Consider the following 24,995-nt stretch of genomic DNA (forward strand, 5'->3'; position numbering starts at 1 on the left):
ATGTCACGCACGGTTCATCTACGCCCCTCTGATTCAGACGCTCTTGCGCGTCTGGACACGGCTGCGCGTGTTCGGTTTGCGCCTTCGCGTCTATATATATGTTTGTTGGCCCAACTTCTGGGGGCTGCTGGGCTGTTGTCAGCGCCTGTGTGGGCCCAAACCACAGGCCCAATTACCGCGCCGCCGCCTGTTGCCGCCACCCAGCTGCCCACCGGCGGGCAGGTGAACGCGGGCCAAGCCACCCTCAGCCAGTCGGGCAACACGCTCAATGTCAACCAAACCAGCCAAAGGGCGGTGGTGGACTGGAACACCTTCCACGTGGGCAAAGATGCCACCGTCAACTTTCAGCAGCCCAACGCGCAGTCGGCCACGCTCAACCGTGTGGCCGACACCCAGCCCAGCCAGATCTTGGGCCGCATCACGGCACCTGGCGCGGTGGTGCTGGTGAACCCTGAGGGCGTGTACTTTGGCAAGTCGTCCAGTGTGGACGTGGGCGGCTTGGTGGCCACCACGCACAACACCACCAACAAAGACTTCATGGATGGCCAGCTCAAGCTCAGCCGCAACGGCGCCACCGGCAAGGTAGAAAACGACGGCGAACTGCGCGCCGCGCTGGGTGGCTACATCGCCTTGCTGGCGCCCGAGGTGCGCAACAACGGCGTGATCGTGGCCAACTTGGGCACTGTGGCCATGGCGGCGGGCGAAACCTTTGAGCTCAAGTTTGACGGCAGCGGGGCCCTGAGCCGCGTCATCGTGACGGCGGCCAGCATCAACACCTTGGTGGAAAACAAAAACGCCATCCGCGCCCCGGGTGGCCTGATCATTTTGTCGGCCCAAGCTGCTAGCCGACTGCAAAGCGGCGTGGTCAACAACAGCGGCACCTTGGAGGCCACCAGCTTGGTCAGCCGCGCAGGCCGCATTTTGTTAGAAGCCAGCAGCAGCATTGTGAACAGTGGCACCATCTCGGCCAGCCACACAGCGGCAAACCTTTTCCCCGACAGCGGCAACGCCAGCGTGCCAACGGCAGACTTTGGCCGCATCAGCATTCAGGCCGACACCTTCACCCAAACCGCTACAGGTGTGATCGATGTGTCCGCAGTGGACCGCCCCGCGGGCAGCATTGACATTGCAGCCGCGCAGGCCATGTCGGTCAGCGGCCGCGTTTTTGCCAACGGCGTGGTGACCGAGCCCACCCACATCGTGGCCAACGCCCTAGGCGGCACCATCCATTTGCAAGCCACACGCAGGGTAGACCTGACCACCGCCGTGCTCGACGCCTCGGGCCAGGGCGGGGCTGGGCGCATCCACATTCAGGCCGACGGCGTGCCCACCCCCTCGGACAATCCTGCCCAAGCGCCCGTGAAGGGCGCCGTGCTGTTGAGCACCAACACCGTGTTGCGCGCCAACAGCGCCCGCGCCCAAGCCGGCCGCGTGGCGGTGGAGGGCGACGACATCAGCCTAGACACCGGCACCTTGATCGAAGCCACTGGCGCCACAAAAGGCGGCACCGTGTGGATAGGCGGCGGCTGGCAAGGCAGCGGCCCACTGCGCCAAGCCACCACGGTCGCCATGAGTGCGGACAGCCGCATTGACGCAAGCGCTACTGAGAACGGGGATGGGGGCGAGGTTGTGTTGTGGAGTGATATTCATAACGCCAACTCGGTCACTGCGGTGAACGGCAGCATTTACGCCAAAGGTGGCATGACTGGTGGCAATGGTGGCCGCATTGAAACATCTGGCTACTACTTAAATGTTGACGGCGCGTCTGGTGGTGCAGGTTCTAAAACCGGTCAAGCAGGTCTTTGGCTGTTTGACCCGTACAACGTGACGATTATTTCGGCGGACTATGCAGGTAGTTTTTCCAGCGGCACCTGGACGCCTAGCGCCGACAACTCGACCATTCTGAATACCAACATCAACAATTTGCTTAACGCTGGAACCAGCGTGACCATCACCACAGGTTCATCGGGCAGCCAATTAGGCAACATCAACGTTCAGTCTGCTATCCAGAAAAGCTCTGGCGCTACAGACGTCACCTTCAAACTGGTGGCCGCCAACCACATCTTTATTGACGCCAACATTACCCAGTCAGGTGTGGGCACCGGCAAGTTGAACATGGTGTTTGATGCCGATAACTCATCACCAACAGGTACCAGCCGCGATGGCGGTGGAATTTCCTTGATGGCTGCAGGCGGAGGTGCCGTATCTTTGGTTTCAGGCGGCGGCAACATCACCTTTGGTGCCACGGTAGACGGCAGTAACCGATCTGGCGGTGACCTCTATGTCGGAGGCGGAGCAAATGCCGTCAGCATCTCCACAGGGGTGGGTAATTTAGTGGTCAAAGGTCAGTTGATTGTGGCTAACTCGAGTGCCAATGGGTTCTCTGTCAGCACCACAACAGGTGCCGTCAGCTTCGGCGGCGCCATCGACTCGGGTAATGAGTATGCATTTGTGGATGACAGCGCTATTACCAGCACTAGTGGGGTAGATAACTGGACCAAGGCTCAGTCGGATGCGCAAGTGAAGGGTGGCTACCTTGTCACCATTACTTCAAGCCTAGAAAACATGCTGGCATCGGCTGCCAGTCTTCAAAATGGTGAATATCGTGGCGCTTGGATTGGCGCCTATCGTGACAAAGACAACGCTGGGCAGCCTTACGCGTGGAAGTTCGCCGCTGGCAGCCCTGAAGCGGGAAAAGTCTTAGGCATTCAAGGCAACGCCAACGGAGTGTCGGGTGGTAGTAGCGTTACTGCGGCCTCTGGCTATTACCAAAATTTTGGTACGGGTGAGCCAAACGGGAACGGCACAGGCAGTGAATACGCAGGCCAGTTTTTTGGTGGCCAAGCGCTGTGGAATGATTTGGTCGGAACCACCAGCTATTCCCAAAGCATGAGTGGGCCATACAACGTTATGGGCTATGTGATGGAGAAAAACCTCAACCCATCCAAGCTCACCATCAATGCGGGTGGCAGTGTGACCATGTCGGGTGCGGTTGGTTCAAACAAGGCGATTTCAACACTGGCTGTTAATAGCGCGAGCTTTAGCGCAACGGCGATCAACACAACCACTGCATTCAACATCACCAACAGTGCGGCTGGAACCATCACTGGCGCGATCATGGGCGCGAGCTCTTTGACCAAAGCTGGCGCTGGCACTTTGACCCTCAGTGGAACAAGTGACTACACAGGTAGCACCACCTTAAATGCGGGCACCTTGAAGATCAGTTCCACCGGCAAGATTTACCTGACCGACATCACTATCCCTTTGAATGTCAATTCGGGGGCTACGTTGGATGTCTACAACTGGGATTGGGAAGGCAGTCTGGGTAAGTTCCGTTTTGACCCTGGAAACTTGATCATCAACGGCGGCAACATTGTTTATTCGGGCATCACAGGTGGTGCTTGGCGTTCATTCACGGTTCTAAGCGGTGGTGCAACCTTTGACAACCCCACGGCTGGTGTGACTTGGAATTTGAACAACAGCGCACAAGCGCCAGTGATTTCGGGAAATCTGACTTTCACCGGGGCAGGTAACACGGTGATCAACCACACCCTCACGGGCTCGGGCTACAGCATCATCAAAAATGGTGCGGGTACTTTGACCCTGGGCGGCAACAACACTTACACAGGCGCGACCACCATCAATACGGGTAGCTTGGTGATAGAAAACAATGCGCCTACTTTCACCACCAGTGGTTACTCGGGCGCGGGTAGCTTGGTGGTTCAGTCGGCGGGCGCTACTTTCACCAGCCCCGTTGTATTCGATAAAGCTATTTCAGGCTTGGCGGGTTTAACCATTGGTAAGACCACGAATACAGCCAACATATCAGCGCTTTATTCACTCAGTGTTGGCGGACCTGTGCGTATCTATGGCGGCAACGTGTTTTTAGCGGACAACTTGGCTTCCACTGCGGGCGGCCAACTGTTGCTGCAAGGCACGGGTGATGTCACCGTGATGGGTAATGTGTCCACCAGCGGCGCCTTCAGTGCCACAGCGGGTGCGGCCAGTAGCTTTTCGATGGGGATGAATTACGCCACCACCGTGGGCTCCACCATCACGGCCAATGGAGGCGTCACGCTCAGCGCAGGTACTAGTTACTTGGCAGGCAACATCACAACTGTGGGCACTGGCATCAGCGTGACGGGCAATGTGCAGCTGGCCAACCTCAGCGCCACACCCGATGCCAACCCTGTGACGGTTGATTCGGGTGGTGGCGCCATCACCTTGACAGGTGGCACCGTGTCTGGCTTTAGCGGCACGGTGGCTGACTATGGTTTGCTTGGTTTGAATAAAAACAAAGCAGCCGTAAGCAGTTCAGTTGGCCTCAGTGTCATCACGGTGGGCGGCATTAACTACATGCTGTACCAATACAGCGGGGTTGGCAGCGACACTTTTTACACCCCCTATGGTGTGTCATCCGTTGACTACTTGGTGGTTGGCGGCGGTGGCGGTGGCGGCGCAAGTGTCTCTGGCGCCACAACAGGCGGCGGCGGCGGCGGCGGCGGCGTAGCCGATGGCAGTTACACACTAGTTGGTAACACCACCAGTTTGAACGTTGGTGCCGGTGGTGCTGCAAGCACGCAAGGCGCTGACTCTGCTTTTGGAGGCATTTTGGCCGGTGGCGGTGGCAGGGGTGGTGGCACTGGAAATAACAATGCCATGGCGGGTAACGGCGGTGCAGGCTACGCTGCAGGCGGCGGTGGCGGCGGTTCTGGTTGGAACGTCAGTGGCAATAAAGCAGGTGGCGTGGGAACTCAACGTACTGGTGGCATGGGTGCAACAACCGGTACCCTAGGCTGGGGTGGCGCTGGTGGTGGTGCGGGTGGCAATGCTTCTTACGCTGCATCATCCACCCCTGCCGCAGCGGGGGCTGGCGTCACATCTAGCATCACGGGTAGCAACATCACATACGGTTCTGGCGGCGTGATATCTGGCGCTGCAGTGGCTGGCACCGGCGGTGGCGGTGGGGCGGTGTCTTACGGCACGCCTCAGGCAGCCAATGGATTGGTTGTTGTTCGTTATGCCTTGACCAACGGCACACGCACGGCAGGCACCACCCTCAAAGTGGTGTCAGGTGCTGGCGCTTTATCGTTTGCATCGAATGCATCCAACTTAAGCAACCTCACCATTGATGCCAACAGCAACAACAACTTTGCTGGTGCATTGATGGGTTCGACAGCGCTCACAAAACTTGGCTCAGGCACTTTGTCTTTGACCAACACCAACACCAACAGCGGCATCACTTACATCAATGCAGGCACCTTGCAAGTGGGTAACGGCGGTGCAACAGGCTCTTTGGGTTCTGGCGATGTGGTGAACAACACAGCGCTGGTGTTCAACAGCACAGGCAATTCAGTGGCTAGCGGCGTTATTTCAGGCCTAGGAACCCTCACGAAGTTGGGCTCAGGAAGGGTTGCATTGACTCGCGCCAATACTTACACCGGCGGCACCACCCTGAGCGGCGGCACCTTGGGAATTTACGATAACGCCTCTATCAGCACTGGCACTTTGACAGCGGCAGGCAGCACCACGGTGGTGTTTGGCCGCAACGTTACCAACTTCGCTAACAACGTCACCCTCAATGGCAGTGTGACGTTTGACCTGGATGCAGCGGTGGAGTATCTGGTGGTTGGCGGAGGCGGATCTGGTGGCGGTGCTTATGACTCTGGTCCAGGCGGTGGCGGTGGTGCGGGTGGTTTGTTAGCCGGTGTACAAGATTTCATGGATACCAGCTACGCCGTCACCGTAGGCATCGGCGGTGTTGCAGCGGCGGGCTCAAGCAGTGGTAACAGTGGTGCTAACTCAAGCATCGGAACACTTGTGTCTGCAACCGGTGGTGGCGGTGGCGCTCAAAGAGCGAATGGGTTGAATGGTGGCAGTGGAGGCGGCGGTAGCCTGTCGTTTGGCGGCGCCGGTGGCGGTCGCGGTTCAGGGACTGCAGGTCAGGGTAATGATGGTGGAAGTACCTCAACGACTAATCGCGCAGGTGGAGGTGGCGGTGCAGGTAGTGTTGGCGCAACCGGCAGCGCAGGTGGTGCGGGCGGTTCAGGCTTGGCTTCGGATATTTCTGGGCAGTCAATTACCTATGCAACGGGTGGCGCGGGCGGAAGTGGTTTGGCCTACAGCAATGGTGTCAACGCTGAGAATAATCTAGGCAATGGTGGCGGTGGTGCCTCAATTAACCAAACGGGAAACCGAACAGGTGGCGCTGGGGGCTCGGGTATTGTCATTGTTCGCTATGTGGGTGTCAGCGCTGGTTCTGGCGGCACGGTGACATCGGGAACGGGCTCGGCCTTGGGTTACACGCTGCACAACTTCACCAGTACAGGCGCTGCAACGCTTTCACTCAACCCCTTGAACGTGTCATTCAATGGCACCCTCAGCGGTACAGGCGCCATCGTGGCCAATGCAACAGGCGGCACATTGACCTTCAATGGGGCCAACACCTACACCGGCGCCACCTCGGTCACGGGTGGTTTGGTCAAAACCAATCACTTGAGTGCCTTGGGCAACAACTCGGCCGTCAGCCTTAGCAACACCGCAGGTGTTCAACTGCAATTGCTCAGCAACTTGAGCATCGGCTCATTGGCTTCTGGAGGTGCTACGGGCGGCAGCGTTGCATTGGGTAGCTTTAGCCTCACCACCGGTGGCGACAACACCTCCACCAGCTATGCGGGCACGGTCTCGGGAACGGGCCAGCTGATCAAGGCGGGAACGGGCACCTGGACAGTCTCAGCCGCCAACACCTACACGGGCAGCACAACCATCAATGCAGGTACTTTGAAACTTGGCAACGCGGGCGCGCTTGGCACCTCTGCTGGCGCCGTGAGCGTCACCTCTGGCGCCAGTTTGGACCTCAATGGTTTGGCCTTCACCAACACCAATGCCTTGACACTCAATGGTGCTGGCGCTGGTTCTGTCGGTGCGCTGACCAACTCATCAGCCACTGCCGCCAGTTATGCGGGGGCGATCACGCTGGGTTCGGACGCCTCGGTGGGGGGCTCCAGCGGTGGCATGTCTTTGGGTGCTGCAATTGGCGGCGGCTTTGGCTTGAGCAAGGTGGGTTCAAACACCTTGACGCTGTCAGGCACCAACACCTACACAGGCAATACATCGATCAATGCAGGCACGCTGTCGATCGCGACGGACGCCAATTTAGGCGCGGCCTCGGGTAACTTAGTGTTTGGTGGCGGTAACTTGACCCTGACGGGGGCAACAGCCTTTAGCAGCGCACGAACCTTGGGCGTCAACGCTGCAGCCACGGTCAACAACAACAACTCGGGCGGCGCGACATTCTCTGGCGTGCTCAATGGCAGCGGCAACCTCACCCTCATCAATGCGTCAAATGCCCTGGCCACGGGCTACTTCAGTTCGGTCGCACCCACGGTGATTGCCAGCAACACAACGGTGGCGCAACTGTTGACGTCTGGGCTGACGGGCACGATGGGGGGCAATTCGATTACCGGTGCGCCAGTTGGCGCATCCATGTACATCGTGAGCTACACAGGCGGTGCGACACCCAGTGCGGTTGTGCAGTTCCAAACGATTGAGATCAGTGGTGGCTTCACGAAGTATGTCACTGCCTTGTTGACCCAGTCGGGTGCCAACGTCACCCTGCAAATGCAAAACGCTGGGTATTACAGCGGCAACGTTTTGGGGCAAAGCTTGGGCCCATCCTTAACGGGTTACAACGCCCAAACACTCAACACCTCCAGCGTGACTGGGGGGGGCTATGGCCTGGCGTCCGTTTCAAACTTCAACGCGATGACTTTGAGCGGTGGCGCTGGCACCTATTCGGGCAACATCACCGTCAACGGCGGCGCGTTAAGAGCGGGTAGTGCGACCGCTTTTGGCTCTGGCAGCATTTATGTGAGCAGTGCCAACTACAGCTTGCTTGACTTGGCAGGTCGAACACTCTCCAACAACTTGTATTTGAATTCAAGTTTTGGCCAACTCATTGCCAACAACAGCACTCATCTGGGCACCATTGCACTGTCAGACTCAGTGGGCGGTGGCGTTGCCAGTGGCGCGGTGACCTTGCAAAGCAGCGCACTGCTGGCGGGTCCGCTGGACTACAGCATCACAGGCAATATTTCTGGGGCCTTTGCCATTCAAAAAGCAGGCGGTAACAAGGTCACGCTGGCGGGTGTAGGTGGCACCTATTCAGGCGGTACACAGATTTTGCATGGTGTGCTCAGTGCGGGTTCAGTGCTCACTGGGAGTGGGGCAGCAGGGCCATTTGGTACAGGCATGGTCAATGTGCGACCCGCTGCCACCCTCGATTTGAATGGTTCCTCCATCGCCAACGCCATCACACTCAATGGCGCTGGATTCAACGGCAACGGCGCCTTGATCAACACCAACAGCACAGCGGCCACAGCCACGGGTGCCATCACGGTTGCTGCCAATGCCGCGTTTGGCGGTACAGGCGCCATGACCGCCAGTGGTGTGATTTCCGCAAGCACCAACACCGTCAGCTTTGTCAACGGTGCAGATGTCACGGCAGTCAATACAGGCAACACGGTTTCAAGCGTCACCATCACCAACAGTGACGTCACTTTAAAAACCGCCAGCGCCTTGACGGTCAACGCCAGTAGCCTGAGCGGCGCCACTACCTTGCAAACCGTGACCGCAGACAAAGACATCACGGTGTCTGGTGCCATCACCAACAACACCAACGGCAATACGCTGACCCTGATGGCTTCACGTGACATCGTCATCAGCAGCAACATCTCGGGCGCTGCGGGCAAGTCGCTCAACACCTATTTCTACGCCAACACCGACAACAACGGCGCAGGTGGTTACAGCCAGACTTCTGCCATCAGTACCTTTGGCGGCAACGTCATTATTCGAGGCGGTACCACTGACACCACGGTGGGGTGTGCCGCCTTGTTCAGTTGTACGGCTGGCTACTCCAACGGCAACACGGGCGCAGTGGGTGTGTCCCTGACGTCCACCGCATCCATCAGTGCAGCGGGCGGCAACATTTCCATGTACGGCTTGGGCAATTCGGTGGCTTCCACCACGGGTGACGGCATTCGGGTGATGGGCAATGCGGGGGCCACCTCTTTATCTACCTCAGGCACCGGCACGATGACCTTGGACGGTAAGGCGACAGGGGGTTGGAATGCGGTTCGAATCGGCGAGGCTGGGTTAGTTGCAGGCACGGGCTTGATGTCGCTCACAGGCACGACTTTGTCGGCCAGCTCTTACAACGGTGTACGCCTTGAGGGCACGACCTCCGTCACGACCTCTGGCGCACTGACCATCCATGGCACGGGCGGTTCTGCCCACATGGGCGTTTGGATCTACGGCACAGGCAATATCACTGCGGCGGGCGACATCACCATCAACGGCCAAAACCCCTCCGGCAACTTTGGTGTGTGGCTCCAAGACGCCTACAGCATCAAGTCAACCGCGGGCAACATCTCCCTCACGGGCTCGGGTACGGGGGGCATTTACTCCTATGCCAACTTGCTGGCTGGTAACGCAGCAACGCCCACGTCGGGCGGCAGCATCACGGTCAATGCCACCGCAACCAGCGCAAACTTCGGCCTAGAGCTCACAACCAGTTCCATGGTTGCCTTCGGGCCGATCTCCTTGACCGGCACATCGGCAAACGAACACGGCATCATCTTGCGCGGCACGGGTGCCAAAGTGCAATCAGCATCTGGCGTGACCATCAATGGCACAGGCACATGGGGCCTCACGATGTACGACAACGCCGTCATCCAATCCACTGGCAGCAATATCGGTATTACCGCCAATGGCACGCTGGGGGGCATGTACCTCAATACCACTGGCGGTATCTTTGCCAGCAACGATGCGACCAGCCCTGTCACAGCAACCTCAAACCCCACCTCGGGTGGCACCTTGACGGTGAGTGCGACAGGTGACTCGTTCTATGGTGTGCAAGTGGCTGCAGGTTCTTTGGTGTCGAATGGGGCCATGACGGTGACAGGCACCAGCCCGCGAGAGGGGCTTTACATCTACGGCGCGGGTGGCATCAAATCAAACAGCAACATCACGCTCAACGGCACCGCGACCCATGCTTCCACCTCGTATTGGGGCGTTTATCTCGCGGATAGTCGCACCATTCAATCAACAGCCGGCAACATTGCATTCAACGTCAGCGGTGTAGGTGGTATGTACATGTACGGCGGCAGCATTGTGGCGGGTAATCATCTGACGACGCCGACCAGCGGTGGCACGATCAGCATCAACTCTGTGGCCCGTGGCACGGACATCACGAATGCCGGTCTCAGGTTGGATGCCAACAGCACAAAGATCATTGGCTACGGTGATATCTCGATTTACGCCAACGGCGCACCTTTAGGGCTGAACACGGGCGGTGCAGGCCATGGCGTGATTCTTTACGGTAGTTCACAGGCCATTCGAAGCTACAACGGCAGTTTGACCATCACGGGTTATGCCAACCATGCTGACGGTGGTGTCACTGATTGGGCCAATATTTCAGGGGGTATCACCCTGTGGAATGGCTCAAATACATTGCAAGCCAAGGGCGACTTGACGCTCAAAGGCGTCTCGATGCAGGGTATTGGTATGTATCTGACCGTTGGAACTGGAGCGGGTGGCGGTGTGATCTCAGATAACGGCAACATCTCCATCAATGGACTGAACAATTCGGGCTATGGCTCAACCTACGTGAGGATGCCCATTACTGCGACGAATGGTTCTGTCTACATTTCTGGTGCCGGTAACTCCTTCTACGGTACTGGCGGCATTGCGCAAGACATTTGGTACGGCTCGGTTTCGGCAAAGAACGACATTCATATGATTGGTTATTCGACGGCCATGAATGGCGTTTACTTGAATACAGGTTCGGTGACATCCAGCAACGGCAGTATTTATTTGTCGGGTTACACCTCAAGCGCAAACGTTGGGCACTATGGCATCTATTCAAATGCCATCAACGCTTCTGCAGTGAATGGATCTGTTGTATTCCAAGCTGCCAAAATCAATTCAGCCGCTACTGGCAGCGGATACTTGGTAAATGCAGCAGGCACATTGGACGCATTTAACAATCCAGCCCCCTTGTTTGCAGTGGCTGATTCGGCCAATATGGCCTTTGCAGCAAACAACGGCTTGTACTGGACGGGCAACATCACCGCCAATTCATCAACTGGCTACATACAGGTTGCAGCGAAAACGCCCTTTGTGAGTGGCGTCATGTCATCCTATGGCCTGGCCTTGCTGGCGACCAACCAAAACTATTCGTTCACGGCCTCCAACTCGGTATCCAGTCTTGCGGCCAGTGTGGGGACGGGTTCGCTCACCTACACCAACGCAGGGCCTTTGAATATTGGTTCCTTCAACAGCATCGTGGGTATCACAGCGGGCTCAGTTGCCCTCACTGCTGGCGGTTTGACTGACACCGCAGATGCAGGCATCACCGTGACCAGTGCCAGCACCTTGACTATCAACAACGCCACAGGCAGCTATGACTACAGCGGCGTCATTGCGGGCCCTGTCACGCTGACCAAGTCGGGCGCTGGTTTGCAAAGCCTGTCTGCGGCCAACAGTTACACAGGTGGCACCTCCGTCACGGGGGGTACCTTGCAGATGGGCGCCAACACAGCCGCTGGTCCACCCATCAGCGGACCATTGGGCTCCGGCACTGTCACGATCAATGGCGGTGTATTGGATTTAAACGGTAAAACTTTCGCAAACCCTTTGAGTATTTCTGGCACAGGCTTGGGTGCCAATGGCGTCATCATCAACTCCAGCGCGACTGCCGGCGCAGTGACCGGCACCATTACTTTGACAGCCGCCAGCGCTATAGGCGGCGCAAATCCTTATTCCATCAGCGGCATTATTTCTGGGGCTTTCGGCCTCACCAAGTTAGGCACCAACACGGTCACGCTCACCGCGACCAACACCTACAGCGGCACCACCATTTCTGGCGGCAACTTGTATGTTGGCTCGGGTGGCACTGCGGGGGTGATTGCAGGCAATACATCCATCGCAAGTGGCGCTCGTCTGGTTTTCAACCGATCAGACGACATCACCTATGCGGGCAACATCAGTGGGGCAGGTGGGGTGACGAAGCTGGGTACTACGACCCTCACGCTCACAGGCAGCGGCTCTTATACCGGCAGCACCACATTGTCGGGTGGCGGCTTGGTGATCTCGAATGTCGCACCCACCTCCACCAGTTCCTCCATCGACGGGCCAGCTAGCCTGCGAATTGAGTCCCCAGGTGCAGCGTTTAGCGGTGCGTTCTCCACGTCTGGCTGGAATTTTGGTAGCAACCTCACCTCTGTGATCATCGGCAAGTCCACCAACAGCACCGAGGTGACATTGGCTAGTGCGATGAGCATCAATGGCCCCATCACGGTGTACGGCAGCACGGTCAATTTGAACAACGACATCGCCAGTACCCTCAGCGGTGCCGCCATCACGTTCAATGCGACGGCAGATATCAACACCAGCAACACCGCCAAGACGATTCAAACCGTTAACGGTGACATCACGCTCAATGCCGACAGTGATGCCAGCGGCGCTGGTGTGTTGAATCCCGACTTCACCACGCACGCAGCGGGCACAGGCACATTGACTTGGCGGGCGCATACGGTGAATTGGGATGTCACCTCTAATGCCACCAAACCCAAACTCAATGGCTCACAAGGCGCATTTGTATTTGAGTCGAACACCAACGTCTTTGGTCAAGGCATTGATCTGACCAATTGGATTGTGTTTCCCTCGACTTTGACCTCTCTTCGCTTTGGTAAGACCACGAATACATCCGACGTGAACTTGACAGGTGCCGGGATCAGTGTGGCGGGCCCTGTCACGATCTATGGCGGCATCATCGGCCTGAATACCACCCTAACCAGTACCGGAAGTGGTTCGACCATTTTGCTCAAAGGCACGAGCAGTGTCAGCACAGCAGCCAATTCAACAGTCCAAACCAACAACGGCAACTTAATTTTTTGGGCGGACAGCGACAACTCCGGCGACGGTTTTGTTTCTATCGCAAACGGCAATACGATCAACACAGCCAATGGGTCGACCACCCAAACCACGGGTGGCGGCATGATCGTGATGGCGGGTGGCTTAGATAACGGGGCCAATGGCGGCACGGCGTCTGATGGCATCCCCGATGGCTACGCCAAGTCCTCTGTCGCTGCGACGGGCACCAATGGCGGTGTGTTCATTGGCAACACCAACACCCTTCGCAGTGGCGGTGGCAACATCATCATCAAAGGACAGGGCACGGCATCGACTGCGCCAGGTTTTCAAGTCAACGGTTCTTTGTTGATGATGGACAGCGGCACTGGAACCATTGATATCACGGGCATTAGCGCGGGGGGGCATGGCGCTGAGTTGGGTTGGGGCTCGGGTGGCTCAGATATCAACACCATCAAGTCTGCGGCCACCAGCGGAACGGCCATCAGCATCACGGGTGCGACCACCACAACATCTACCGATGGGCGTCATGGGTTATGGCTTCACGGCAACAGTGTGGCAAAGCCCTTCTATGTGATGGCAAGCGGTGGCGGTGCCATCTCTTTGAACGGCTCTGCCAATGCGAGCGTGACGCAAAGCACGGGGCTTGTGTTGAGTTATTCAGCCGTTTTGAGTTCAAGTGGGGCGATTGGTCTCACCGCGGCGACACGTGGATTGATGTTGCACCAACCCTCCACGTTGGGCTTTCTCACGGGGAGTGCGGTCCCCACATCCACCAGCAACATCACATGGGCGAGCGATCTGAACAACATCTCCTCGAGTGCCACCCTCAACACCAGTGGAACGGTCATTGTGCAACCCACTGGCAGCAGTTTTGGCGGCGCACAAACCTTGGGGAATCTGTCGTTTGCCAGCACCGTCAGTGGTTTAACGATCGGTAAAACCACCAACACGCAAGATGTCACCCTCAACAGTGCAGTCAGCATTGCAGGCCCCATCTCGGTTTACGCCAATACGATTAACGTCAATGCCAACCTCAACACCACCACAGGTGGTGCCAGTGGTGACATTTTGCTGAAAGCCAGTGGCAATATTGAACTAGCAGCTGGCAAAACGATCACCACCAATGGTGGTGATGTGGTGCTGTGGTCCAACAGCGATGGGGGTGCAGATACGGGTTCTGTGTTGCTGCGAGATGGCTCCAGCATCACCACTTCTGGCGGCCATGTGTGGGCGGGTGGTGGCTCGGGCTCCACCACTTGGAATGGGTTGACGGTGGGCAATGGTTATGCCGTGGCGGGCAACACAATCACTGCAAGCGCATGTGTAAATTGCTCCACATTTAAAACGGGTATTTACTTAGAAGCGACAACGCTCAACACGGGCGGTGGCCACATGGCGCTGTGGGGCAATGGTGGAAGTGCAGACAACGGCATTCTTTCCATTGGCAACAACACCTTGAATGCTGGGTCGGGCAAGGTTTACCTCAGGGGTGTGGGCAGCAGCACGGGTGGCATCGGTATTTTCTTTGGGCTCCACTACACAGTGCGTTCTGCGCAATTCAACGTGGCTTCAACCAACCAATCAACGGATGCCATCACGCTCGTGGGCTCGGCCAATGGCGGCAATGGCATTTTTGCAGGCTCAACCTTGCTTGAGGCGACAAATGGCGGTGGCATCAACGTCACGGCCAGCACCAACTCAAACAGTGTTTTTGCAATGGAAGTGGGCTACTTGAACAATGCAGCAAGCCTGGTTGCGTTGGCAAATTCTGGCCCTGTTGTCTTTGATGTGGGGCGTGGGTTGTCTACAGCGTCTGCGAGTTTCTTGGTGCTGGGGCAGCGCGCTGCTTCTTCTGTGACAAGCTCAACCAGCAACATCACGCTTGCTGGCAACAGTTTTTCCTGGGGCACTTCTGCCTCAGCAGTTCAAAGTAGCGGCATCTTGTCGATACGGCCTTCGACAGCGGGTGCAAGCATTGGCATAGGCTCAGGTGCGGGCACTTTGTCGTTGGCAAACGACTTGTTTACAGGCAGCTCGGTCTTCAAAAATGGCTTCAGTGGCATTGTGTTGGGGGCAGCTGATGCTGGCAACATCACTGTGGGCGGCACCAACACCTTTGTGGACAGCGTCACCTTGCTGTCTGGTGGCAACATCACCCTCAATGCGTCATCGTCGGTTTCAAGCAGTCAGGCCAGTGGCCATGTGGTTGCCGCAGCGACAGGCAACTTCATCAATAACGCAGGTTCTGCTGCGCTCAGCACCACCGATGCAGGGTCAGATGACCGCTGGATTGTTTACAGTGCAGACCCCGGCACGGCGCAGTTTGGCACCGTCGCCAATGGCGATTTGAGCAGCGGCAACTTGGCCTTCTGGGGCAGCACTTACAGCAGCTTGCCACCAGCCAGTGTGGGCAGTGGCAAGCGCTATGTGTTTGCTTCCAATAACCAAACCGTGAGTGCCACGGTGGAAACCACCAACGCCAGCAAAACCTACGGAAGTGCGGCCATTGATCTGATTTCCTATGTGTCTGTGAGTGCCGCTGCTTCAGCCAATGGCCCTTACCTGACCACTGCCAGTGGCTCTTACACCTTGGCTGATTTGTTCAGCACCTTGCCATCGTTGACTTCTTTGGGCAACACCACCACAGCCAGTGTGAGCAGCGGTCCTTATGCCATCACGGCCAGCAGCGGTGTTGTCAAGCCTGGTTTCTCGGTCAGCTTCATCAACAACGGTTTACTCAGCATCACGCCCAAAACCATCACCGTAGCTGGCACTTTTACCGGCTCGAAGGTGTATGACGGATTGCTGACCGTGGCTGGCAGTGGCACCGGCACCAGCTTTGGTGGCGTCATCAATGGCGATGTGGTCACGCTCTCGGGCATCACTGGCACATTTGCAGACCGTCATGTGGGGATTGGCAAAACCTTCACCGTTTCTGGGCTGACACTGGGCGGCGCAGGAGCGGCCAACTACACCTTTGACCCGGCATCAACGGTCACAGGCTTAGGCAGCATCACACAACTTGCATCCGTCACATGGGCAGGCGCGGCTGCCGGTGGCAATTGGTCCGCAGCATCCAACTGGGGCAATGCCATTCCTGACCAAGGCAATGTGGCCTTGGCCATCATTCCTTCCAGTGTGACGGGTACCGTGGTGGCTGACACCGCCAATGGCTATACCGGCAAGATTCAAGTCAACGGCGGCACCTTGTCGGTGGGTACGGAAACCTATTTGGGTGCGGTACCTGGTGCGGCAGTGGCGGATGCCCTCACTCTGGACGGCGGCACGCTCCAGTTGACCAACACGCTCACGCTCAATGCCAACCGTGGCATCACCTTGGGTGCCAGCGGTGGCACGTTCTCGGTGAACCCAAGCATGAGCTTGAGCTACGCAGGCGTCATGGCCGGCACGGGCGGACTCACCAAGTCGGGCAACGGCACCATGACTTTGTCGGGTGCCAGCACCTATTCAGGCGGATCAACGATTTCTGCCGGCTCCGTCAAGGTGGGCATCGCCTCGGTGGGATCCGTGGGTGCGGTGACCAGTGGCGCGCTGGGCACAGACACCATCACCGTGGCCAGCGGCGCAGCCCTGGACCTGAACGGCATGACGATTCCCAATGCGCTGTCTGTGGCTGGCACAGGCATTTCTTCAGGTGGTTCTTTGTTCAATAGCGCTGCAACCGCAGCATCCGTGACTGGCCCCATCACGCTGGCGGCCAACAGCACATTCATCAGCACGCCCGGCATCACCTTAGCGACTGTCAATGGCGGCGCCTTTTCACTGGCCGTCACAGCGGGCACAGGCGCTGGCACCGGCGACATCACCCTCAATGGCCCCGTGACGTTGAGCGGCGAAAACATCAGCACCTTCACCGCCTCGCGCCACATCAACATCAATGCGCCGATCACGGTGAACGGCACCACATCGGCCTCGGGCATTGCGCTGGTGTACAACAAGTCCAACACAACGGGCGATTACAACTTTGGCTTGACGTCTTCAGGTGCGGGTGCTGCGATGACGGCCAGCTCTGCGGGTTCGATTAATTTTGCCAGCACGAATTCCACGTTCACGACGCAAAACAACGTCGCTTCGGTGAAGTCATTCATTTTGGTGAGCGCCTTCTCATCGGCCACTCCTGGGGTAACTACTTTCTATTGCTCAACCTCAAACCAGTGCGGCAACAATACCCAAAACTTTGCCTTGGCAAACGATATTGATGCCAGCACCTTCACCACCACTGGTTTGGCGGCGGGTCCCAAGTTTGCCAACATGCGCGTGCTGGGCACCACCAACGCGACCTATACGGGTACTTTCACAGGTTTGGGTCATAGCATTACAGGCTTGAGCTTGTCTGGCACCAGCAACGTGGGTTTGTTCCAAAGCACAGGCAACCTTGCTGCAGTGCGTGATGTGCGCTTGAGCGCCACCACCCTGTCGGGGGGCACCAACACCGGCGCTTTGGTGGCCAGCGCAGTCAATGGCTTGACCGTCAGCAACATCGTGATGGATGCCGTGACGGGAGCCAACACCATCAGCAGCAACAACAGTTATTTGGGTAGTTTGATCGGCACCGCAGGTTCAGGGAACTTGACCAATATTTACGTGTTGAACACCAACGTGACCGGTACAAACGCCAACTTTGTAGGTGGCATTGCGGGCAACGGCAACCTGTCGTCGAGCAACGTGCACAAGGTAGGCAACGTCACGGCCACAGGTTCCAACGTGGGGGGTGCGTTTGGCTACATGTCGGGCACACACAGCAATCTGGACTCAGTGGGCAACGTCACCGTGACCGGAAGCTACAACAGCGTGGGGGGCTTGATTGGCGATGGCGGTTCAAGCACCCTCACCAACGCATTCGCCACCGGTACTGTGGCCGCGACGTCGTCAAACCAAGTGGGTGGCTTGATCGGCGTGAACGGCAGCGGCACGTTGACCAATGTGTCCACGTCGGGCGGCAACGTGTCGGGCACCTACCGCGTGGGTGGTTTGGTGGGCTATGTCACTGGCACGGGCAACATCACAACGGCCAGTACGTCTGGCAATGTCTCTGGTACAGATAACGTCGGTGGATTGGTCGGGTATTACAACAACGGCACCATCACCTCTGCAACCACGAGCGGCAACGTGACGGGTACCTACAACGTGGGCGGTTTGATTGGCAATACCAGCAGCATCAACGTCACCACCGCGACGACCACTGGCAATGTGACTGGCTCTGCACAAAGCGTGGGTGGTTTGATTGGCGCCTACAGCAGTGGCACTTTGACAACGGTGTCCAGCACGGGAACTGTGTCTGGGACTTACAACGTGGGCGGACTGGTCGGCTACAACAGCGTTGGCTTGACCATCAATGGCGGCTCTAGCACGGGTAATGTGACCGGTTCGTCCAATTACGTGGGCGGCTTGGTGGGCAACATCGACAGGGGTGACACAACCATCAAAAATGCGTTCTCAACGGGCAATGTGAGGGGCACATACGGTGTGGGTGGCCTCATTGGTTACACCGAAACGCAAAACTATGGCAACACCAAAACCATCCTTAACTCTTACGCCACAGGCACCGTGCAGGGCACGAACACGGGCGACAGCTATGTCGGTGGTTTGATCGGTGGTACGCACTGGGGTTACATCAACATCTTTGGCTCCTCTTACCGAGGTGCTGGTGTGACGAGTACGGGTTCGGGTGTGGGCGGATTGGTTGGTCAGAGTTTTTACCGCCAAATTGACATTCGAAACTCCTATGTAGACGTGTCTTCCGCCACAGGTGTGCAAGGCACGTTTTATGTGGGTGGCATGGTGGGCTATGGCGGCTCCAATTTGAGCATTCAATCGGATAACACCAATACCAGCGTGTACGGTGCATCACTTTCCCCATCCTCCAATGCCAAAGTCACGGCCACATCCCAGACAAGTAACAACGCCTATGCAGGCGGCATCGTTGGCGTATCCAATGCCTATTACGGCGGCACTACCACCATCAACAACACCAGCGTGACGGGTGTGTCGGTCACCGGTCCAGGTGCGAATGTGGGTGGCTTGGTGGGCAATGCCAACAACTTGGTCACCAACAACACCTACGTGAGCGGCACCACGATCAGCGGCACGGGCGCAAGCAACATCAGTAGCTATGTGGGCGGTATGGCAGGTTCGGTGAGTACTGCCACGATTTCCAATGGGTATGTCAACAGCCCAGGCATCACAGCAACGGGCAACTACGTGGGCGGTTTGATCGGTAACGCTGGTTCCAATGCCAACGTGACCAACACCTATGTCAACAGCAACATCACCACGACCGGTACAAGTTACATCGGTGGCTTGGTCGGTTCGATGGGTACGACTGGCAACGTCAACGGTGGCAAATTGGTGGATACGTACTACACAGGCAACATCACGATCAGCGGAACAACACCCACCAACTTTGGTGGTTTGACGGGTTATATGGTTCCAGGCACATGGATCAGCAACAGTTACTACGACATTGACAACAGCAAGATCAACAACGCCAAGGTCGTGTCGCCGGGTGGTATTTACACGGGCCAATATGCTCGCTGGGCTTACCAAGGTGATCCTGCTGCGGTAGGTGCTACTTTGGTGGTGACGCCTTCAAGCCGTGCGGCGCTGAACATTGATAACTACCTGACCAAAGACACAGACAACGCCTACGTGATCAGCACGGTAGCGGGTGACCTGTCAGACCTGAGCAAGATGTTGGCGTTTGTCAGCTCCACCAGCGCTGGCAACGTGAATCCCTACTCCTTCAAGTTGGCCAACAACATTGACATGACCGCCATCGCTACGGGAACGCCTTATGTGCCTTACTTTGGCGCGACAGAGTTCAAGGGCAACACATTTGCCGTGAATAACTTCTCCTTCAACCGTCAGACCTCAGGCATTGGCTTCTTGGGCATGGTGTACAAGAGTGCGTTGACTGATTTGGTCGTGAACAGCATCGCATATGGTGGTCAAGCCATCAATGCCATCAACGCCCTGGAGTATGTGGGTGGCGCAACGGGTGCAATGTACGGTGGCACGATAACAGGCGGTTTGGTCACCAACACGGCCAAGGTGGTTGGCTCGAACTACGTGGGCGGCTCATCTGGCTACATCACCCAAGCGACGGTGTCAAACAGCGCGGTGAGGGACTTAGCCAGTGTCACGGGCACAAACTATGTTGGAGGCTATGCAGGCCTTGTCAGCTACAGCACAGTGTCTGGCAGCTTGGCAACTCTTGGCGCGCTCATCAGCGGTCAGAGCTACACCGGTGGCTTTGCTGGTACTTTCAACCAAGGTGTGATCTACAACACCCAATCTCTGCGCGCAACGCCAACAACGGGCAGCGTCCAAGGCTCTACCTATACGGGCGGCTTGATGGGCTCCATGGACGCGGTTGCCTCTAAGTCACTCAACAGCGATGTTCCTGTTACAGGTGTAAGGCTGACAGGTGGCCTGACCGGTTACATGAACAGCAACTTCACAACTGCAAACACCAACGTAACGACCAACTCGGCGACCTTGCTCACAGCCAGTGGTGTGGTTGTAGCCACGAGTGATCGCACTGGCGGCCTGATTGGTGAGTCCACGGGTGGAACCGTGGTGCTGACGAATTCCTCGGCTACAGGAAATGTGAATAGCGCCAACGCTTATTTAGGGGGCTTAATTGGGTTGGCCTACGGAACAGGCTACAGCGACATCAGCGCCTCTGGCGTGGTGACACTGACTGGCAGCGAGCAGGTCGGTGGTCTGATCGGACAGTTTTCAGCAACCACACTGTTGCGTGGGTCAGCAACAGGCAACGTTGTGGCGACCTCCTCTGGCAGTCACGTGGGCGGCTTGATTGGCTACAGCAACGGCACCAGCATTACCTCAAGCTCTGCAACGGGTAATGTGACTGCCAATGGCGGCAACAACGTGGGCGGCTTGGTGGGCCAAAGCATTCACAACATCATCGACTCGTTTGCAACAGGTGTGGTGCAAAGCACGGCCAGTAACGTGGGTGGTTTGGTCGGTTATTCCTATCGCAATGTGACCAATTCATACGCCACGGGCAATGTCACGTCTACCGGTGCGAACTCAAGCAATACGGGTGGTTTGATCGGGTACCAAGACGGTTACGTGGTTGCAGATTCAAGGTACATCATTGGCACTGTCACAGGCATGTCAGCAGTTGGTGGCCTGATTGGTGGAACCAACAGTTCGGCTGTGATCAAGGGTTCATCCACCGCACGGCCCGTCATCGGGACCTATGACTATGTGGGTGGACTGGTGGGCAAGCTGGCAGGCACCATTCAGGCGAGTGACAACATGGGTGCATTGCCCACGACCAACGGTGGCAACGGTTCTAACTATTCGTATGCCGCAGGCACTGTGACAGGGCGCAACGATGTGGGCGGCTTAGTAGGTCGTGCTGATACCTCAGCCGTGATCAAAAACGCCTATTCAACAGGTGCCGTGAGCGCTGATCACAACTACGGCGGCTTGGTGGGCTTTATGACACCTGGCTCAACTCTAGAGAATTCACACTACAACATCGACGCTGTGTCGATCACGGGCTTCACGCCAGCGAGCCTTGCTGCTCGTGTGAGCGTGACGGGCTTGATTACCTCGGGTGGTTTGTTTGGTACGCAGTACACCGACTGGTTCAACGCTGGTGCCTTGAATGGTTTAGCGATTGCCAACACAGCCAAACTCGAAAGCTATTTTGGCGTTGCTGAGGCCAGCGGTTATTACAACCTGAGCTCAGTGCAAAACCTCAAAGACTATTTGGGCTACTCAGACCAAGCCACCTTGAAGTTCCGTCTGTCTACAAACATCACGATGGCTGCGGGTGTATTCATTCCGTATGTGTCGGGTTTCTTTGATGCCAATAGCAAGACCATCACCAATTTGACGCTGAGCCAAAACACGTCCAACCTTGGCTTTATTGGTTACCTCAATGGCCGCACGACAACGCAAGCGCTGAATGGTTTGACCATAAGCAACGCGTCTGTCTTGGGTAAATTGAATGTGGGTACAGAGGTGGGTGCCTCGTATTTGCGCGCTATCACCAACACCACGGTTTCGGGTTCGGTGACAGGCAGTGATTTGGCCTATCAACTTGACCCGAGTGACAACGTGTCGGGGTCAGAGTCGAACCGTGGTTTGGGCAATGCCGGTGGCGTGGTGGGTTGGATCAATGCGTCGGGCAACACCATCAACGCACTGACAGTCGTGGCCTCGAGTGTCACAGTCACTGGCGGGACGCATGTGGGTGGCATTGTGGGTCGTTTGAACACAGGCACATTGACCAACTCAACTTCATCTGGTGCGGTGAACGGCGTGAACAACGTTGGCGGCATGATCGGACGCCTGTATAACGGTGCACTCACAGGTTCTGTTTCAACCAGTGCTGTCACGGCCACAGGTAACACCACGGGTGGTCTGGTGGGGTACTTGGAGCATAGCTCTTCGTTGCTCAACAACAGTTCGCACACCACAGGTTTGGTCAAAGGTGTCTCGTATGTGGGTGGCTTGATTGGTCAATCTCAAGGCACCGTGGGTGTGACCGTCGTGGCCAATACGCCGACTTACAGCACGTTTAACTCCAGCAACGTGGAAGCGTCGGGCAGCTATGTGGGCGGTTTGATTGGCAGTGCCAGCGGTACGGTGACCAACAGTTCAGTGTCTGGCACGGTGACGGGCGTTGCCTCGGCCTACAGCGGTAACTATGTGGGCGGATTGATTGGCGAGTCTTCGGCGACCAGCAGCTGGAACCGCTACATCGGAGCCTTGGTCAAGGGCGGCCATCAAACGGGTGGATTGATTGGACGCAACTCAAACCCCATCACCAACTCTTACAGCACGGGCGAGGTTCAAAGCAATAGTTCCAGCGTTGGCGGCTTGGTGGGTTGGACAAACGCCACCATCACAGGTACCACGGCTACGGTGGGCAGCACCACCTATGCAACAGGCAATGTGACTGGCAATAGTGAAACCGGCGGATTGCTCGGCTATGCAGAGTGGTCAAATGCCGTGATCAACAACACCTATGCCAGTGGCAATGTGACGGGCACACACAACACGGGCGGTTTGGTGGGCTACCTTTACTACTACGCAGATATCTTGAGCTCCACGGCGTTTGGTAACGTTCAAGGTAGCTCGAGCGTCGGCGGTTTGTTGGGGCAGGCGTTGATTGCCAACACCATTTCTGACTCGAAAGCGTTTGGCTGGGTATCGGGTACCAGCCGCGTGGGTGGTCTGATTGGCGACGTGTCGAACCATTCCACCACGATCACAAACTCAGCCGCAAATAACTCGGTCACAGGTTCCTACAACAACGCTGGCACCACGGTGTACTTCGGAGTCAGAGGTAGTAGCTCTCTGGTGGGAGGCTTGGTGGGCTACCTCAATAACTCATCCATCACAGGATCCACGGCCAATACAGTGGTGATTGGTCAAAGCTCTGATGTGGGCGGTTTGGTAGGCCAGATGGTCAGTGGTGCATCTGTCCAAAGCTCGGGCTCCCTTGGTACGGTAAGCGGTGTTGGCAGCGTGGGTGGTTTGGTTGGCAGCATGTACAACTCCAGCAACGTGTCAGGCTCTTATGCCAACGCCAACGTCACCAGCACAGGCGGCAACACAGGTGGCTTTGTGGGTTACTTCAACACCACAGGAAGTATTTCTGATTCGCGTGCGGCAGGATCCGTCTCGGGCACATCTTCTGTGGGTGGATTTATGGGCGGTATGACCATCAGTGGTGGCATCTCCAGAAGTTACGCCACGGGCATGGTCACTGCGACCGGGGACTATGCAGGTGGATTTATTGGTTATGTGGATGATGGTTCAAATGGCTATTACAACCGCACCGTTCAAGATTTCTATGCAACGGGCGCTGTCATCGGTACCACCAACGTGGGCGGCTTAATCGGCAAAGCAGAGCGGGGCACGTTCAACTATGGTTATTCAACCGGCGTGGTGTTATCGACGACCAGTGCAAGCTCTGTCGGCGCAACATTTGGTAGCGTGGGTACTCGGACAACGATTTCAGGAATATCGCCGAACCAAGTGACCACGCAATGGGTGATTCGTAACAACCTCTTCTACGACATCAACACTTCGGGTTTGAGCGTGAATTCGGACGCTGCGGGCGTCGGCGGTACAGGCCCCGCGAGTGGTTTGACGACAACGTCGTTGCAAGGAACGTTGGCGAATGTCACCAATTTTGCGGCTGGAACATGGGGAACTGGCACCGGCCTGTATCCCTACCTCAAATCGATTTACGGTAGCTCAGCCCCTCAGGCTATCTTGGGTTATGCCTATCTTGCAGACGGGACCTCAATTGCAGCGAAAGCACAGGTTGGCATTTATGGCAACGGCTATTTGTTGAATGGTGGCACCGTGACCACGGGCGCCAACGGTTACTTCTATGAATTGCTGGCCAATACAGCGGGTGGCGCATTGTTTGCAGACAGCAAGTTGGTTGTTGGCCCATCCACCAAACTGGCAAACACACTGAGTTTGTATGGAAGCAAAACCGTGGTAAGCATGGCCTACAGCGACACCCAAGTATTGACAGGCAGCAACTTGGTGATTGACGGCACGGGTGTTGGTTTGGGCAAGGTCATGCAAGGCCTGACCCAGCTGCGCACTGCCGATGTGAGCATGACGGCACTCAACACCAACATGGACAACACCATGGGCGCCATTGCAGGTACCAACAACCGTGCCGTGTTCTCGTCCACATTGCCCACAAACTCTTCATTGGAGTTTGTCACGACCGCTGCTGCGTTTAATGTGAACACTTCCTTGGTCTACGGCAAAACCACGGCCAGCAATGCGGGCTTGATGACGCTCAACGGCATCACCAACAACGGCACCACTTTCACGTTGTCGGGCGGGACCTACACCAGCGCCTTGACTCAAACCTACAACGGCTTGGTGACGTTGGGTGCACACGCTGCCCTGACGGGCACACAAGTTACTACCGCGTCCACACTGGCAGGCTCGGCCAGCCAATACAACCTCAACGTGAATGGCCCTCTGACCACGGGCGGTTCGATGACCAGCTTGGGCGCTATCAA

General features: G+C 56.8%; 1 protein-coding gene (only partly in view). It reads left to right on the top strand.

The annotated features are described in order from the left end of the window. Positions 1-24,995: part of an autotransporter-associated beta strand repeat-containing protein coding region (locus tag V7Q41_RS02710; RefSeq protein WP_333842454.1), annotated on the top strand (this coding region is incomplete at its 3' end). 9,072 nt of the annotated region lie beyond the right edge of the window; the window shows 24,995 of its 34,067 annotated nt.

This window comes from Limnohabitans sp. (assembly GCF_036804465.1).
Classification (GTDB): Bacteria; Pseudomonadota; Gammaproteobacteria; order Burkholderiales; family Burkholderiaceae_C; genus Limnohabitans.